The organism is Ulvibacterium sp., assembly GCF_965248315.1.
Taxonomy (GTDB): domain Bacteria; phylum Bacteroidota; class Bacteroidia; order Flavobacteriales; family Flavobacteriaceae; genus Ulvibacterium.
The window spans coordinates 4,297,962-4,314,000 of the sequence record NZ_CBDFIX010000002.1; the positions used below are offsets into that span (position 1 = coordinate 4,297,962).

Consider the following 16,039-nt stretch of genomic DNA (forward strand, 5'->3'; position numbering starts at 1 on the left):
TGAAGAAACCCTGACTTTAAAGTCAGGGTTTTGTTTTACTCAGAATATCCGTAATATGGCCATCCAGACTGGTCGTATTTTTCTTTTCCCTGTATTCCTCCAACCCTTCCTCGCCCTGTTCCTCTGCCCATTCTACCAATTCCTTCCGTTGTTGTTTATAATCCATTAAAGGAACCCCAAAACCGCAGGAGACTTGGACAAGTTCAACTTGCATATCGAATAATTGCCTGGCACCGGCTATCTCTGGAAAAAAACCAATGTTTTCTTCCCATAAGTCGTCATACTGATGATATACCTTGGCAGAGCCGTAAAGTCTAAGAATCATTGGTGGGCCTTCAAAGGCACAGAACATTAGAGTCATTCGCTCATTATGCAAAAGATGGGTAGCCGTTTCATTCCCACTACCTGTAAGATTTAACCAAATAATCCTATTTTCATCAATGACTTTAAAAGAATCCAATCCTTTCGGGGAAAGGTTTATGTGACCATCTTTCATTGCGGTTGCGACAAAAAATAGCCGTTGATTTTTTATGAAGCTAATTAATCTTGGTGTAAGCCGTGACATTCGCTTTCCCATAGCGCTACCATCTAAGTATTGCACTACCCCAGGAAAATCCACTACCAAATGCTGCCAAGACCACCAGATCACCCTCCTTTATTTTACCTTGCTCCCACACTTCGGTAAAGGCAATGGGTATAGAAGCGGCCGTAGTATTGCCATATCTCATGATGTTATTGAATACTTGGTCATCCCTTAGTCGAAAACTCTTCTGGATAAATTGAGAAATCCTTAAATTGGCCTGATGCGGTATCAACATATCTATGTCGCCGATCTTTAGGTTATTTGCTTCAAGCCCTTCCTTGATGACCTCACTAAAACGAACCACGGCATTTTTAAAAACAAATTGCCCGTTCATATGTGGGTAATACGAAACATCTTCAGGATCATCTTCATCAATAATGTCGGTTATCCATCGCTTGCCCATTCCCGGAGCAATTAAGGATAGCTCTTCCGCATGCTGTCCCTCAGCATGCAGGTGAGTAGAAAGAATTCCCTTGGACCTATCCTCTTCCCTACTCAGAACCGCTGCACCGGCACCATCACCAAAAATAACGGAAACGCCCCTTCCCCTAGTGGTCATATCCAAACCTGTAGAATGTACTTCGGAGCCTATGACCAGAATATTCTTGTACATACCACTTTTAATATACTGATCGGCCACGGAGACCGCGTATATAAATCCGGAGCACTGGTTTCTTATATCTAAGGCTCCCACTGTTTTAATACCTAAATCCCGTTGTACCAGAACTCCAGGACCAGGAAAATAATAATCCGGACTTAATGTAGCGAAAATGATGAAATCGATATCATCCTTATCAATTCCGGCGCGATCAATAGCAATTTTTGCGGCCTTTACACCCATGGTAGCGGTAGTGTCTTCTCCCTTGATCACATGTCTGCGTTCCTTGATGCCCGTGCGCTCTTGAATCCATTCATCATTGGTATCCATAACCTGGGACAAATCGTCATTGGTCACTACATTATCCGGGACAAAATATCCCAAGCCTAGAACCTTAGAATTGTACATAAGACTTCTTTTTTTATTTCCTTGACTATTTATCTATAACTTTTAAAAGCGATCAAACTAAAAAAGGGCCAAATAATCGGAGCCAATATAACCAAAATTGTAGGATGAAGAGGTTTTTGCAAGGAAGCTTTAGGGTAAATATCTGCTAAAACGATTTACGTCTACAGTAGCCTTAAGATCATGTAATAGATTGTATAGGCCAAAAAAAGTGCGGTTCATATACAAAAAGTGTTTTGATCCGCGATTACCGTTCATTTTTCGTATTTGGCCATCCTTGGAGTAACGTTCGCTTAAATCGGCAATTTTGAGCCAAAAATCGTCAGCGCCAAAATCAAAATATTCTTCATTAAAAGGTGAAGTAAAAAGTGTCAACATTTCTTTGAAAAGAGCCTTGAAGAACTTAAGCTCTTCCGGAGAATCGGTCTGGGTCAAAATTTCGAGCTCATATAGTTTCTCCATAAAAATGGTATCGTTCTCGATATTTTCCTTTTTGGCCAATTCAAAATATGGCGTATAAAATTCATCCGGAACCTCCTTGATGCATCCAAAATCAATGGCTATTAATGTTTCTTTATCACTAACCAAGAAGTTACCGGGATGGGGATCAGCGTGTACCTTACGTAATCCATGAATTTGAAACATATAAAAATCCCATAGGGTCTGCCCCAGTTTATTCCCTAGTTCTTTTGGAAACCCGGACTTGGAAAACTCGCTGAGATGTTGCCCGTGCATCCAATCCATGGTAATGATACGCTCGCTGGACAAATCTTCATAGTATTGCGGAAATTCCAAATTGGGAATCACTTCACAGGCTTCGGTAATTTCCTTGCTCTGTCGTATTTCAAGAATATAATTGGTTTCTTCTATTAATTTATGTTCAACTTCCTTAAAATATTTGTCTGAATCTTTTCCCTGAAGATTAAACATTCTGATAGCAATGGGCCTAACCAAGGCCAAGTCGCTACTTATACTTTCGGCAACACCCGGGTATTGAATCTTAACCGCCAATTCCTTGCCATCCTTGGTCGCCTTATGTACCTGCCCTATACTTGCCGCATTAATGGAATCGCGTTCAAAACTATCAAAAATCTCTTCGGGGTATTTGTCCAAGTACTTTTTAAAGGTTTTACGAACCAAGGGGGCCGAAAGTGGTGGGACAGAAAATTGCGAAAGTGAAAATTTGTCAACGTAAGCCCTGGGTAGTAAGTTCTTTTCCATGCTCAGCATCTGGGCTACCTTAAGCGCACTGCCTTTCAGGCTTTTTAATCCATCGTAGATATCCTCCGCATTATCCTCGTTCAACTTGTCCTTGGAAAGTTCCGGGTTCACCAGTTTTTTTCCGTAATATTTTACGTAGTTGCCTCCTATTTTTACACCGGTCTTCACCAGTTTACTTGCCCTTTCTATTTTTCCCGTAGGTATTTTATCCAGTGTTTTCAATAGTATCCAATCTATTTGAATAGGTTATGCAAAGGTTTCTTTGTAGAGGAATTTTCCAAAATCCACAATGTTTTCCAAAGGAGTGTTGTCAAATACATCAAAAATGGTATTAATGGATTTTTCAATGGCCATGTCCGTTTTCTCAAATCCTGCGGAACCATCGTTCATCCAAAATCTTAGTACAAACAAGAATTGAAGCCAGGCACCTTCTGAAAATAGCTGGGGATTATGTTGGGTAACCTTAAGGGATTTTTCGGAGTTACCATCCTCAATGAGATCCTTGGCAAATTCCTTAATATGCTTTCTAAGCCCTTTTAACTGGGCCAAATTCTTTAGTGGACTTTTACCTTCTTTAAGAGTAAAGAGCACGTAACTTCTATTTAAGGTAAGCAATTCAAAAAATGAGTAGAAGAATGTGAGCATTTTATCTCTATTGGAAAACTGCCCATATTCTTTATTTTTTTGAATTAAATTTTCTGTGTTTGTATAAAACTGTTCCCATATGTTTTTTTGCAATCCTTCCAAAGAACCGAAGTATTGATAGAATGCTGCTTCTTCTATACCATTGGACTTACAAAACTTGTAAATGGATTTTGGAACTGATTCATGCTCCAATACATATTCCATATACAGTGATATAATTTCATCTTTAGATAATTTCTTTGTTTTCGCCTTTGTTGCCATGGTTTTGTATTTATAAAATAAAGGTACGGCTACGGGATTTGGATTTGTGTTAATAGAATACAAAATCCCTATCCTAAACAAAAACGTGCCCTCACAATGGAGAGCACGTTCTCAAACAACCTAACCAATAAATAATCAAACGTGATTATAGAATTAAAATTCTCATAGCAATTTTTCTTCCTAATCATGGGTAAAGATACATAATGTTTAATTGTTTTTAAAATAAATTAAACAAAATGCGTGTTAAAGTTTGTGTTAAAATCTTGCGTTCTCTTATATGTCAGTTTGTCACTTTGGTATAGTATGGTATTTTTTTTGACTGCCTGATATCTATTAACGTTAAAAAAACATACAACAATGGCAACAGGTAAGATCAATGTTTCGGTAGATAACATTTTTCCTCTCATAAAAAAGTTTTTATATAGCGATCACGAGATATTTCTTAGGGAGCTCATATCCAACGCTACGGATGCAACCCTAAAGCTAAAGCACTTAACTTCCATAGGTGAGGCCAAAGTGGAATATGGAAACCCCATTATAGAAATTAAAGTAGATAAGGAGGGAAAAAAGCTGCACATCATTGATCAAGGTCTTGGAATGACTGAGGAAGAGGTAAAAAAATATATCAATGAGGTAGCCTTTTCCGGAGCGGAGGAGTTCTTGGACAAATACAAGGACGCCGAAAAGGATGCCGGTATTATAGGACACTTTGGACTCGGATTCTATTCTTCCTTTATGGTGGCCGACAAAGTGGAGATCATCACCAAAAGTTATAAAGATGAGCCGGCGGTACATTGGTCCTGTGACGGTTCTCCCGAGTTTAGCTTAAAGCAAGGAAAAAAGGAAGAAAGAGGTACTGAAATTATTCTTCATATTGCCGAAGATTCCACTGAATTTCTTGAAGACAACAGAATAAGTGAACTTTTGCGCAAGTACAACAAGTTTATGCCCATACCCATAAAGTTCGGAACACGCACCGAAACTTTACCAAAGCCCGAGGATGCCAAGGAAGATGATCCCGCACCAACCCAGGAGGTGGATAATTTTGTGAATAATCCCAATCCGGCGTGGACCAAGCAGCCTACCGAACTGGAAGACAAGGATTATAAGGAGTTCTACAGGGAATTATATCCCATGCAATTTGAGGAGCCTTTGTTTCACATCCACTTAAATGTAGACTATCCTTTTAATCTTACGGGAATATTATATTTTCCAAAGCTGACAAATGACTTGAATATTCAGAAAGATCGCATTCAGCTCTACCAAAATCAGGTATTCGTAACGGATAACGTAGAGGGTATCGTCCCTGAATTTCTAACCATGCTTAGAGGTGTCATAGACTCTCCGGATATTCCGTTGAACGTATCCCGGTCTTACCTACAGGCGGATGGCGCAGTTAAGAAAATATCCTCCTACATTACCCGAAAAGTAGCGGACAAATTGAACTCGCTCTTTAAAAACGATCGGGAGGAATTCGAAAAGAAATGGAATGATATTAAAATCGTTATCGAATACGGTATGCTGTCCGAAGATAAATTCTTTGAAAAGGCCGAAAAATTTGCGCTTTATCCAACCGTGGATGGCAACTATTATACTTTTGAGGAACTCCAGGAAAAAGTTAAGGCCAATCAAACGGACAAGGACGAAAAATTGATATTGCTTTATGCATCCAATCAAGAAGAGCAACATAGCTATATCGAAGCTGCAAAAGCAAAAGGCTATGAGGTATTGCTATTGGATTCACCTATCATTTCCCACCTAATGCAGAAGCTGGAGACTTCCAAAGAAAAGCTCTCCTTTGCACGCGTTGATGCCGATCACTTGGATAATCTTATTAAAAAGGAGGATACGCAGATTTCCAAATTGTCCGATGAAGAGAAAGAAAAACTCAAGACAAATTTGGAAGAGGTAATCGAAGATAAAAAATATACCGTTCAACTTGAAGCCATGGATAGCGATGCATCGCCATTCATTATTACGGAGCCCGAGTTTATGAGGCGCATGAAGGAAATGCAGCAGACTGGCGGCGGTGGCGGCATGTTTGGCATGGGTAATATGCCGGAAATGTATAACCTTATCGTAAACACCAATCATGAGCTGGTAAGTGAAATCCTGAATACCAAGACAGCCAAGAAAAGAGAACGATTGATCAATCAATCCATAGACTTGGCCAGACTCTCCAAGGGGCTTCTTAAAGGTGAGGAGTTGACCAATTTCATAAAGCGTAGCTATGAGATGGTGAAGTAGCCCAGGCAGGAAATTGGAATTTTAGAAATAACACAAACCGCCCGGTTTTCTTGATTGTTGAAAACGGGCGGTTTTTTATTGCGCAATAAACGCTATCTTTCGTTTAATTATGTCCAACCCGTTTAATCTAAATGTAGATGTCTTCCTTTAATAAATACCTTTGTACCTTTTTAATATTGAGTTTAGCCCTTTTGAATTTTAATTGCAAAACGGAAAAGAAGAAAGGATTATCCGAAGAAGAAATCTCCGAAGACTTAAAAGAAATGCCAACAATACAAAAAAGTGAATACGGTACAACACCAGAAGGTGAACGTGTGGATCTTTACACATTAAAAAACAGTAATGAGGTAACCGTGGACATTATTACGTATGGTGGCATTATTACCTCTCTGAACGTTCCGAATAAACAGGGGGATTTGGAAAACATCGTCCTAGGTTATGATTCGTTGGATCTTTATGTGGAAAAAAACCCATTCTTTGGTGCCTTGGTAGGCCGTTATGGAAATCGAATTGGGGGTGCCAAATTTACCCTTGAAGGAGTGGAGTATTCTTTGGCCAAAAACAATGGAGATAACCATCTACATGGAGGAAAAAAAGGATTCGACAAGGTGGTGTGGAAAGCATCCGAAGAAAAAGAAGAGGATTTTGTTGCATTAAAATTGTCCTATACAAGCAAAGATATGGAAGAAGGCTATCCGGGAAATCTTGATGTATTAGTCACCTATATATTAACAAATGATGATATCTTGAAAGTACTTTATGAGGCGACTACGGATAAAACCACCATAGTAAACCTTACACAACATTCATATTTTAATCTTTCAGGGGATTTTTCAAAAACCATCTTGGATCATGAAATGATGCTTAATGCTGACCATTACCTGCCTGTGGACAATGAATTGATTCCTTTGGGGGAATTGGCCCCTGTGGAAGGGACTCCCTTCGATTTTACCACTCCGAAGCCTATTGGCACCGATATTGAAAAAGACCACGAGCAATTAAAAATAGGTTTGGGATATGACCACTGTTGGGTTTTGAATGGACAAAATACCGGTTTAAGATCAATAGCAAGAGTCCATCATCCTGAGAGCGGAAGAGTTATGGAAGTTTTTTCAACCGAACCTGGAGTTCAATTTTATACCAGTAATTTTTTAGATGGTACACTCCCCAAAAAAGGAGGCGGTTTCTATGCCCAAAGAAGCGGTTTTTGTCTGGAGACACAGCATTATCCGGATTCTCCCAACAAACCGGACTATCCCTCCGTTGTGCTAAATGCTGGAGACAAGTATACTTCTGAAACATCATTCCAGTTTTCCGTGGAGTAATGCGGCAGGATTGAAATCCAATAGGTTGTTTAACTACCTTAGCAATCCCTAAGGCATAGGAAGTATGTGGAATTTCGGACATCACGGCAATGGATACCATAAATATATTAGACCATGGCCCATAGGTGAGCCTTTATGATATTTCAAAAAGGATAAGGGAGATTATTCAATACTAAATTGTTTGTTCCAATGTGTTTTCAACAAATAGACTTGCACGGAGAAAAAAATAGCCAAACTTAAGGATCCATACATCAAAGCATCCGGAAGCTTAAAACCATCCAATATGTTAATAAATCCGTCGACATTGAAAAAATCAAAATTCCATGTAGGCAGGTTTACCAACCCTAAATTTTCTGGCTCGATAAAGGTATAGCCAAAGAATACGACCAATAAAACTCCAGAGATCCACCATACATAACTCGGAATTAAGGGACTATATGAAAATATTCTTGCCCTTTGGCTATCCTTTTGGATCTTTGAGATAACCGAAGTTGTAAAATTGGTTGACGGCTCCTCTAAACCGGCCTCTTGGATTATTTCCTTATAAAAAGCTTCCAACGCTTTGTTTTCATCCTTTTCCATGGTCCTTTAAATTTTCTCTTGCAATTTATCCTTTAAAATTCCTCCCAGTCGTTTCCGCGCCCGGAACAACTTTACCTTCAATGTATCCGGACTTGCGTCCATTACTTTGGAAATTTCCTTTAAGGAAAGCTCTTCAAAATAATGTAATGTAAGTATAGTGGCATAGTCGGGCGGTAGTTTTTTCATGGCTTTTTTGAGGGTATATTTTCGGTCATCCATTTCAAATTGGTCCATAACATCTTCCAAATTTGCTTTATTGTGTTCAGCATATTCCTCTATTAAGGTGGTTTCCGGGGCTCTTCCCAATCGCTTTACATAATCCAGGCTTCGGTTGTAGGCTATTTTATAGACCCAGGTTGAAAACTTGGAGTCTCCCTTGAATCCTGGTAATGCTTTATATACCTTTAGAAAGGTATCCTGTGCCACCTCTTCCGCCTCCTCATTATTCCTTACCATACGCACCGCCAAGGTATAGACCATATGTTTATACCGGTCTACCAAAACCGAAAAGGCATTGGTATCCCCTTTGATAACTTTATCAATATAATATTGGTCTTGTTGAAGGCTCATTACATCCCATAGGACAATGAAGTTACGAAGTAGGTTACACTTTTTTGAAAAAAAAATATCATTTTGTGTAACCTTAAAAATGCAATGGCAGTCCTATGGGATGAACAAGTTTAATTTATCAATCGAACCGCCCAACATAGGGTAAACTAAAAACAAATCATATGGCAGCAGCAATTTTAATACCTATTAGCTTTTTTTTAGTCGTCTTTGCAATTACCTATCTCCACTATTCCACAAGAAATAAGGAACGTTTGGCCCTTATCGAAAAAGGGGCGGATGCCAGTATTTTTGTTAGGGGAAAAAGGGAAAGGCCTTCGGCAGCCTGGAAAATACTTATTCTAAACGTTGCCCTTTTGCTCATGGGCATTGGAGCAGGAATTGTCATAGGCGGTATTGTGGCCACTAACCTTAATGTGGATTGGGATATTGCCTTGCCCGGATCTATCTTTCTTATGGCTGGAACTGGACTTTTGGTAGGCTTCTTTTTGACCAAGAAAATGGATAAGGAAGATTAGGAAGTCATTTATTCTGTTAAAACATGATTAAAAACCATCGTATAACCACGGTGGTTTTTTATTTTTAGGGAATGCGTATCATTTCTACCAATATTGGCCAGCCTACAACAATTCTCTGGAATGGCAAAAAAGAACAAACTGGTATTTTCAAATATCCGGTTTCCGAACCTTTGTTTTTGGAAAAAGAATCCGTTGCCCGGGACACTATTTCCAATCGCAGGGTACATGGTGGTGTTCATAAAGCGTGCTATCTTTTCCCCATGGGCCAGTATCCGTATTGGAAAGGGCTGTATCCCAATTTGAAATGGGATTGGGGAATGTTCGGCGAAAATCTTACCGTAGAGGGATTGGACGAAGCCCAGATCCGCATCGGGGATATTTTTCGGGTCGGGTCGGCATTGGTACAGGTCTCACAACCTCGAGAACCTTGCTATAAATTGGGAGTCCGTTTCGGCAATCAAGACATATTGCGGCAGTTTATAGACCATGGGTATTCAGGTATGTATGTCCGGGTTTTGGAGGAAGGACAGGTAAAGACCGGGGATGTATTGCAATTGGAAAAAGCCTCGGAAAACCCCCTTACCGTAAAACAATTTTTCAACTTTCTTTTTGAGCGAAAAAAAAATCCCGATATTTTGCAACTGGCAATCGCAAACACTGCCTTGCCGGAACATAAAAGGGAACGCTTAAAAAAATATCTGTAGTGGGGACATCCTATCCTTGGCATCTATACCTTATGGCAACTGTCTATGTGATCGCCGGCCTAATGCACTTCATAAAACCCAAAATGTACCGACAAATTTTGCCCGCCTATTTACCGGGGCACAAAATTTTGGTCACGTTGAGCGGATTAGCGGAGATTATCCTTGGGGTTGCATTATGCTTTGCTGCGACCAAAGATTTGGCCATTTATGGCATCATAGGAATGCTGACGTTTTTTTTACCTGTGCATTTCCACATGCTTTTTAACGAAAAGGCCTCTATGGGACTTCCCCGCTGGATGTTGTTTTGGCGTATTCCGTTACAATTTGCACTAATGTTTTGGGCGTATCTCTATCTACCATTCTAAACGAAAAGACCCCAAAGGTCCAGAACCTTCGGGGTCAAAAATCAACTCAACTTAAACTACTTAGTTAACAACAATATCTTCGTAATGAACTGATCCACTATCCCGTACAATTACAGTGTAGTTGCCCGCGAAAGCGTTTTTGAAATTGAATGCTTTTTCTACAAGGGTCTCATTCTCCAGAGTCTCCTTAAAAACCATTCGGTTGTCACTGTCCAACACCTTAATCTCTACTTTTTTACCTTCAAGGTTCAAGAGATTTAGGTAAACCATGTTATCTACTTTTCTGAATACGGGTTTGGCGTTTTCCTTTCTCCTGGCAACACCCACCTTATCATCAATATTTATGGTATACGTGATTTTCTTCAAGGCATTCTCGGCCTCCAAAAGATAATCCCCTTCCTCCAAGTTCTTTAAATCGAACTTTTTGGTATACACCTTGGTATTGGATACATCTTCCGAATAGATAATGTTTCCATTCTCATCAACTATTTGAATATAGGTATCTTCTTCCTGGGTGTCCCATTCAAAAACAAGGGCCTTGTCATCTGTCCTGTTGATTACTCTCAGTTTTGGATCTTTAGCTACAGCAGTAGCGGTCACAAACAATAGGGCAATAACTGTTGTAAATTTTAGAATCGTCTTCATAACATTTTGTTTTAGGGTTACTAAATAATTTACAGGACAAACTTACCGCCATATTGCTGCCCACACTACCTCTTGATTTTCCTTTTTATGTGTTATTTTAACCTGTACATAGGTTAAATAAATGTTAACAGGTAATATTGCATATATTTTGGGTAATTTTGCATAGTCTTCTTCATAGGACCCAACGTAACTTTAATCTTGGTATGAAGAACGAAATGACATCACTTAAACCTGCTTTTGAAGCTATAGAACCCAATTTTGGGCACTCCTTTACGTATCAAAAATTTGATGCGCAGCGGAACAATAAGAACAGTTCCTGGCATTACCATCCGGAAATCGAGCTGGTTTATGTAAACGGCGGTTCTGGCAAACGACAGATAGGTAGCCATGTATCTTATTACGGTAATGGCGACCTGATACTTATAGGAAGTAATTTGCCGCATTGTGGATTTACCAACGCTCTCACGGGAAATGAAAGTGAGACCGTAGTACAGATGAAAGCCGATTTTTTGGGAAACGACTTTTTCAATATCCCCGAAATGAAAAAAATTCAAAGTCTTTTTGAAATGGCCCAAGGTGGCATCGCATTTTCAGGGAAGACCAAAAGGAAAATCGGGGAAAAAATGGAGATTTTGGAATATCAGGGCGATTTTCAAAGGCTACTTTCCATTTTGAATATTCTGAACGAGCTAGCTATTTCCCAGGACTTTAAGGTTTTGAATGCCGAAGGTTTTTCCATGAAGACCGAGGTAAAGGACAATGACCGTATAAATAAGGTCTTTAATCACGTAAAGGCCAACTTCAAGGAGGAGATTTCCTTGGACGAGATGGCGGATCTGGTAAGTATGACGGTTCCTTCGTTCTGTAGGTATTTTAAAAAGATTACCAATAAAACCTTCGTTCAGTTCGTAAACGAATATAGATTGGTACATGCCTCAAAGCTTTTGGCAGAAAAGCCCATGAGCATTACAGACGTATGTTTTGAGAGCGGGTTCAACAATTTTTCACATTTTAATAAACAATTCAAGGCTTTTACCGGGCAAAATCCTTCGGAATATAGAAATCAATTAAAAAAAGTCTTGAATTAATGGCAGCCCTTTTCCAGGAAAACGTTAGACTTAACTTACCGGACAGTGAAATGGTTTATTATCCATGCTTTCTGGAAAAGAATGAGGCCGATACCTATTTTGAGCTCCTGAAAAAGACTGTTCCTTGGCAACAGGACACCATTAAAGTATTTGGAAAGGAATATCTCCAACCCAGGTTAACAGCCCTATACGCATCCAATGAAAGAACCTATTCGTATTCCAACATTACCATGAGGCCATTGCCCTTTACCGGTGAATTGTTGGAAATAAAGAAAAAAATCGAAATACATACGAGAGCAAAATTCACCACTTGCCTTTTAAATCTTTACAGGGATGGAAAGGATAGCAACGGTTGGCATTCAGATGATGAGAAGGAACTGGGAACCAATCCGGTAATCGCTTCCTTGACCTTGGGTCAAGAACGTTTTTTTCACCTTAAACATAAAAAGGATAAGACGCTCAGACAAAAAATACTATTGGAACACGGCAGTTTACTTGTAATGGGAGGTAAGACACAAAATCACTGGCTGCATCAAATTCCAAAGACGGCAAGACCCATCGGGAAGCGAATCAATCTGACCTTTAGGGTCATAAAATAAAAAATCGGTCTTCTTCAAACCGATTTTTTAGGACCCTTTCGCAAAAGTTAGGTACTGCCTTTGGCCTTCGGGCAATTTAGCCAATCTCCTCGCACCCAATCTCAAATACAATAACTTCAAATCTTATGCCAAGGTATATTGAATCGACCAATTCCCGGTTTTTTGGGTCTAACCGCCCTATAAAAATATCGCATCCCCTAGAAGTTGGCCCTTGTTCGCACTATGAAAAAGTATTTTCAATTCTGAAATTGGAAGAATCATAGAAGTAGTATAGGAAAATCATAGACTATTTGAAGTCATACAAATGCAATTTAAGATATCAGAAAAAGAAGTAATCCCCTAATTTTCGGGCAAATGAAACCCAATCGGTCTAAAATAAGTCATTCAATATTTTGGCCAATCGCAACCCTCCCTTTTGTAATTGTTTTTCTACGGTAGGCCACCATTTATATCCATAGCGATAGTACAGCTTCTCCCCCACTTCAACCGATTTATATAGTTCGTTAGCCAGGTCTTGGGATTCCTCTACCCAACTGTAGACATCCCCGGTTTGAAGCGACCTTTGCTGCTTTTTGTTCAATTTTGGTAGGGACGCGGCCAGTTCCGTATAGCTCATACCATAATCATCAATCATATTTGCATCCCAAACCTTATGCAAATTACTTTCCCTATTAAACCATTGGACCTGAATATCATTTCCTCCCCTATCTTCTAAACGACCCACATGCATGGGTTGATGAAGATCTCCCACTAGATGTATCAACATTTTAAGATAAAAGGTCTTATCCGTCTTTGAACTGTTTTCGTTTTTGACAATTTGAATACATTTCTGAATACCGATGATTATATCGCCATATGGACTGGGTTCCACATCGGAGTATGCTTTGTCCTCGGGATAATTTACGTAGTGCCAAGCACTAAATTTTCTATAATTGGAATCCGCCTTTATTTCATCGGCAAAATTGGACACAACTGCCAAACTTTGTCCGTTCAATAGTTTTGCTATAGCCTTTTTGGCCTTCCTGGTCAAATGCTGTTGTGCTATTTCGCCAATGGCCCTATGTCCGGTCTTGGACCAAAATGGTGTCTCTGCAAATGAAAGCTGAACGGTCAAAAGAAAAAACAGGATAAGTCTTTTCATAAATCTTACTTTAAGCCAAAAATAGAGAAACCGATGTAAGGTACTGTTAAAAACTGTGCCGTTTCTTTTTTTTAATTTGATATTGCAGAACAAAATGAATGGTATTGTTTTTTAAAAGCATCAAATCACCTTATCTAAAATATGGGCTAATAGTAATTTGTTCCTTCACAATAGCCTTTAGCATATTTATCAGTAGTATTTATTTTGGGGCTTGGGGCAGCCTACCCTCAAAAAAAGAGCTTTCCGATTTCCAATACCAAAGAGCTTCCGAGGTGTATACGGCAGACAGCGTACTGATTGGTAAATATTACATCTATGATAGGCAACCCATTCCCTATGAAAACCTACCCCAGCATCTTCTTGATGCCTTGATTGCCATTGAGGACGAAAGATTTTTCAATCATTCGGGAATCGATTATCCCAGTTTGTTTCGGGTAGCCATCAAAACGATTCTGATGCGGAACGAGTCCTCAGGGGGCGGAAGTACATTGACCCAGCAATTGGCCAAAAACCTCTTTCCAAGAAAAGAACGGGAAACCAAGAACATCGCCATAAATAAAATAAAGGAAATGATTATTGCTTCCAGATTGGAAGCTATCTATTCCAAAGAAGAAATCCTTACTCATTATCTGAATACGGTCTCCTTTGGGGGCAATACCTTTGGTATTGAAAGTGCTTCCTTGAAGTTCTTTAATAAAAGGGCCATAAATCTAAGAGTTGAGGAAGCTGCAACACTAGTGGGAATGCTTAAGGCCACTTACGGATATAATCCCCGAATATTTCCCGAGAAAAGCTTAAACCGTCGGAATCTAGTCCTGCAATCAATGGCCAAAAATAATTTTCTAACGGGTGTAGAAAGGGACAGTATCAAGAAAATTCCCCTAAAACTGGATTATAAGGAGTTTGATCATAATGACGGGATCGCCCCCTATTTTAGGGAAGAAGTGCGTAAGCAATTGCAAGACTGGAGCAGGGTAGAAAAAGAAAAAGGGAATGACTACAATATCTACACCTCCGGCCTTAAAATCTACACCACCTTGGATTATAAAATGCAAATTTTGGCTGAAGAAGTCATGGTGAAACATTTAAAATCGCTACAAAAGAAATTTGAAAAAAGCTATGGTTCGAATGCCCCTTGGATAAAGAATAAAAAACTAATCGAGAAGTTGGTTCGCAGAACCCCTACGTATAGGAAACTAAAGGCATCCGGATGGAAGGAAAAGGAAATCATGGATTCCCTGAACCAAAAAAGAAGAATGGAATTGGTGGATTGGGATGGTAAAATAAGCATTGAGGCAAGTACAATAGATAGTGTTTCCCATTATATGAAGTTTTTAAATACGGGGTCCCTGGCCATAGACCCAACGAATGGGGCGGTAAGGACGTGGATTGGAGGAATCAATTACAAATATTACAAATACGACCATATTTCCCAAAGTAAGCGGCAGGTTGGTTCTACCTTCAAACCTATTGTGTATACGGCTGCACTGGAAAAGGGAATAGCCCCCTGTACTTACTTTTCGGCACAAGAGGTGGAGTATAAAAATCTTGAAGGTTGGTCGCCGAGCAACTCCAGCAAGAAAGACGAAGTCTACCTCAACTATTCCATGGAAGAGGCCTTAAGCAACTCCGTAAATACCGTCGCAGTAAAAGTATTGGAAAAGACAGGTATTTTAGAGACTATACGCCAAGCTAATAAAATGGGGATAACCGCAAAGCTACCCAACAAGCCCTCCTTGGCTCTAGGAACAGGAGAAATACAACTTGATCAACTGGCGGGTGCCTATGCCAGTTATGTAAACAACGGCAGACCCGTTGAACCTTATCTCATCCAAACCATTACTGATAAAAAGGATTCCGTTTTGACCATTTTTGAACCAAAAGTTGATGAAAAGAAAGCATTCTCGGACGAGAATCGGCAAATTATGATTCAAATGATGAAGTCTACGGTAGAAAACGGAACGGCATCCCGTATCCGGTCGACCTACAAGTTGGGAAATGCTTTGGCCGGTAAGACCGGAACCACACAGAATAACAAAGATGCCTGGTTCGTTGCCCTAACCCCAAAATTGGTACATGTTACCTGGGTAGGTCTTGATAACCACGAAATCGGTTTTAAAAACACCGCTTTAGGTCAAGGAGCCAATGCCGCCCTCCCCATTTTTGCACTTTGGTACCAAAAATTGAACCAAGATTCTTCTTTTGATGCCATTACAAAGACTGAATTTGAAAAACCTGAAGAAACGGTCATCCAAAAACTGGATTGCCAGCCTATTAAACGTGATGGTTTTTTTAAACGCTTGTTCAAAAACCCGAAAAAGAAGAAAACAAAGCGGTTTAAGAATAGAAATTCGAACCCTCAACTGTTGAAAAACTAAAAAGAGTTGTATTAAAAAAAAGGCTATGCCTCGCTTTAAGGTGAAAAGGCATCGGAAATTTGAAGTTAGGTTTTGTGAGGCTTTTGGGTAGGCTACCCCATAAAATGGCAAATTGAATATATGCCCATGAAAAACTTAAAAGAAGTCCAACATGAGCTTAGGGAAAA

At 39.6% G+C, this 16,039-nt stretch carries 16 protein-coding genes; 8 read left to right on the forward strand and 8 right to left on the reverse strand.

What is annotated here, in order from left to right; all coding sequences use genetic code 11:
- Positions 1–22: 22 nt before the first annotated feature.
- From ACP2AF_RS19975 to ACP2AF_RS19990, 4 genes are all read right to left on the reverse strand, one after another.
- A complete protein-coding gene (locus ACP2AF_RS19975; RefSeq protein WP_425237904.1) occupies positions 23–577 on the reverse strand; it encodes a pyridoxamine 5'-phosphate oxidase family protein in 555 nt (184 codons plus the stop codon).
- Positions 578–581: 4 nt separating this feature from the next.
- Entirely contained in the window at positions 582–1,589 is a 1,008-nt protein-coding gene (locus ACP2AF_RS19980) for a 3-oxoacyl-ACP synthase III family protein (protein WP_425237905.1), read from the reverse strand.
- Between the two features lie 129 nt (positions 1,590–1,718).
- Positions 1,719–3,029 (reverse strand): ABC1 kinase family protein, encoded by a 1,311-nt coding sequence (locus tag ACP2AF_RS19985; RefSeq protein WP_425237906.1) that lies wholly within the window; start codon positions 3,027–3,029, stop codon positions 1,719–1,721.
- 24 nt (positions 3,030–3,053) lie between these two features.
- Positions 3,054–3,713, reverse strand: coding sequence for a TetR family transcriptional regulator C-terminal domain-containing protein (locus ACP2AF_RS19990; RefSeq protein ID WP_425237907.1), 660 nt, complete (start codon positions 3,711–3,713; stop codon positions 3,054–3,056).
- Positions 3,714–4,070: 357 nt separating this feature from the next.
- On the opposite strand from ACP2AF_RS19990, the gene htpG reads away from it, so the two are divergent.
- Together htpG and ACP2AF_RS20000 are read left to right on the forward strand one after the other, a co-directional pair.
- On the forward strand, positions 4,071–5,960 hold the full coding sequence (htpG, locus tag ACP2AF_RS19995; protein WP_425237908.1) for a molecular chaperone HtpG: 1,890 nt from the start codon (positions 4,071–4,073) through the stop codon (positions 5,958–5,960).
- A gap of 263 nt (positions 5,961–6,223) precedes the next feature.
- The gene (locus ACP2AF_RS20000; protein WP_425237909.1) at positions 6,224–7,285 is read left to right on the forward strand and encodes an aldose epimerase family protein; all 1,062 of its coding nucleotides are present in this window, start codon (positions 6,224–6,226) and stop codon (positions 7,283–7,285) included.
- Positions 7,286–7,447: 162 nt separating this feature from the next.
- Here ACP2AF_RS20000 and ACP2AF_RS20005 read toward each other — a convergent pair whose 3' ends face one another.
- Positions 7,448–7,867, reverse strand: a complete 420-nt coding sequence (locus ACP2AF_RS20005; protein ID WP_425237910.1) for a hypothetical protein — start codon at positions 7,865–7,867, stop codon at positions 7,448–7,450.
- Positions 7,868–7,873: 6 nt separating this feature from the next.
- The gene (locus tag ACP2AF_RS20010) at positions 7,874–8,437 is read right to left on the reverse strand and encodes an RNA polymerase sigma factor (RefSeq protein WP_425237911.1); all 564 of its coding nucleotides are present in this window, start codon (positions 8,435–8,437) and stop codon (positions 7,874–7,876) included.
- Between the two features lie 161 nt (positions 8,438–8,598).
- Between ACP2AF_RS20010 and ACP2AF_RS20015 the strand changes: the two genes are divergently transcribed.
- The 3 genes from ACP2AF_RS20015 (at position 8,599) to ACP2AF_RS20025 (ending at position 10,021) form a co-directional block, all read left to right on the forward strand.
- Positions 8,599–8,952, forward strand: coding sequence for a DUF6249 domain-containing protein (locus ACP2AF_RS20015; protein WP_425237912.1), 354 nt, complete (start codon positions 8,599–8,601; stop codon positions 8,950–8,952).
- 71 nt (positions 8,953–9,023) lie between these two features.
- Positions 9,024–9,656 (forward strand): MOSC domain-containing protein, encoded by a 633-nt coding sequence (locus ACP2AF_RS20020; protein ID WP_425237913.1) that lies wholly within the window; start codon positions 9,024–9,026, stop codon positions 9,654–9,656.
- Between the two features lie 83 nt (positions 9,657–9,739).
- Positions 9,740–10,021, forward strand: coding sequence for a DoxX family protein (locus ACP2AF_RS20025; RefSeq protein WP_425237914.1), 282 nt, complete (start codon positions 9,740–9,742; stop codon positions 10,019–10,021).
- Between the two features lie 60 nt (positions 10,022–10,081).
- On the opposite strand, the gene ACP2AF_RS20030 is transcribed toward ACP2AF_RS20025, so the two are convergent.
- Positions 10,082–10,666, reverse strand: a complete 585-nt coding sequence (locus tag ACP2AF_RS20030) for a DUF3244 domain-containing protein (RefSeq protein WP_425237915.1) — start codon at positions 10,664–10,666, stop codon at positions 10,082–10,084.
- A 215-nt stretch (positions 10,667–10,881) separates the two neighbouring features.
- Between ACP2AF_RS20030 and ACP2AF_RS20035 the strand changes: the two genes are divergently transcribed.
- Both ACP2AF_RS20035 and ACP2AF_RS20040 read left to right on the forward strand, forming a co-directional pair.
- Positions 10,882–11,754, forward strand: a complete 873-nt coding sequence (locus ACP2AF_RS20035) for an AraC family transcriptional regulator (RefSeq protein WP_425238049.1) — start codon at positions 10,882–10,884, stop codon at positions 11,752–11,754.
- On the forward strand, positions 11,754–12,353 hold the full coding sequence (locus tag ACP2AF_RS20040; RefSeq protein ID WP_425237916.1) for an alpha-ketoglutarate-dependent dioxygenase AlkB family protein: 600 nt from the start codon (positions 11,754–11,756) through the stop codon (positions 12,351–12,353). The genes ACP2AF_RS20035 and ACP2AF_RS20040 overlap by 1 nt, the downstream gene beginning before the upstream one ends.
- A gap of 370 nt (positions 12,354–12,723) precedes the next feature.
- On the opposite strand, the gene ACP2AF_RS20045 is transcribed toward ACP2AF_RS20040, so the two are convergent.
- Positions 12,724–13,494 carry a S1/P1 nuclease gene (locus ACP2AF_RS20045; protein ID WP_425237917.1) on the reverse strand — a complete coding sequence of 257 codons (771 nt, stop codon included), beginning with the start codon at positions 13,492–13,494 and terminating at the stop codon, positions 12,724–12,726.
- Between the two features lie 98 nt (positions 13,495–13,592).
- Between ACP2AF_RS20045 and ACP2AF_RS20050 the strand changes: the two genes are divergently transcribed.
- The gene (locus ACP2AF_RS20050) at positions 13,593–15,872 is read left to right on the forward strand and encodes a transglycosylase domain-containing protein (RefSeq protein ID WP_425237918.1); all 2,280 of its coding nucleotides are present in this window, start codon (positions 13,593–13,595) and stop codon (positions 15,870–15,872) included.
- Positions 15,873–16,039 lie beyond the last annotated feature (167 nt).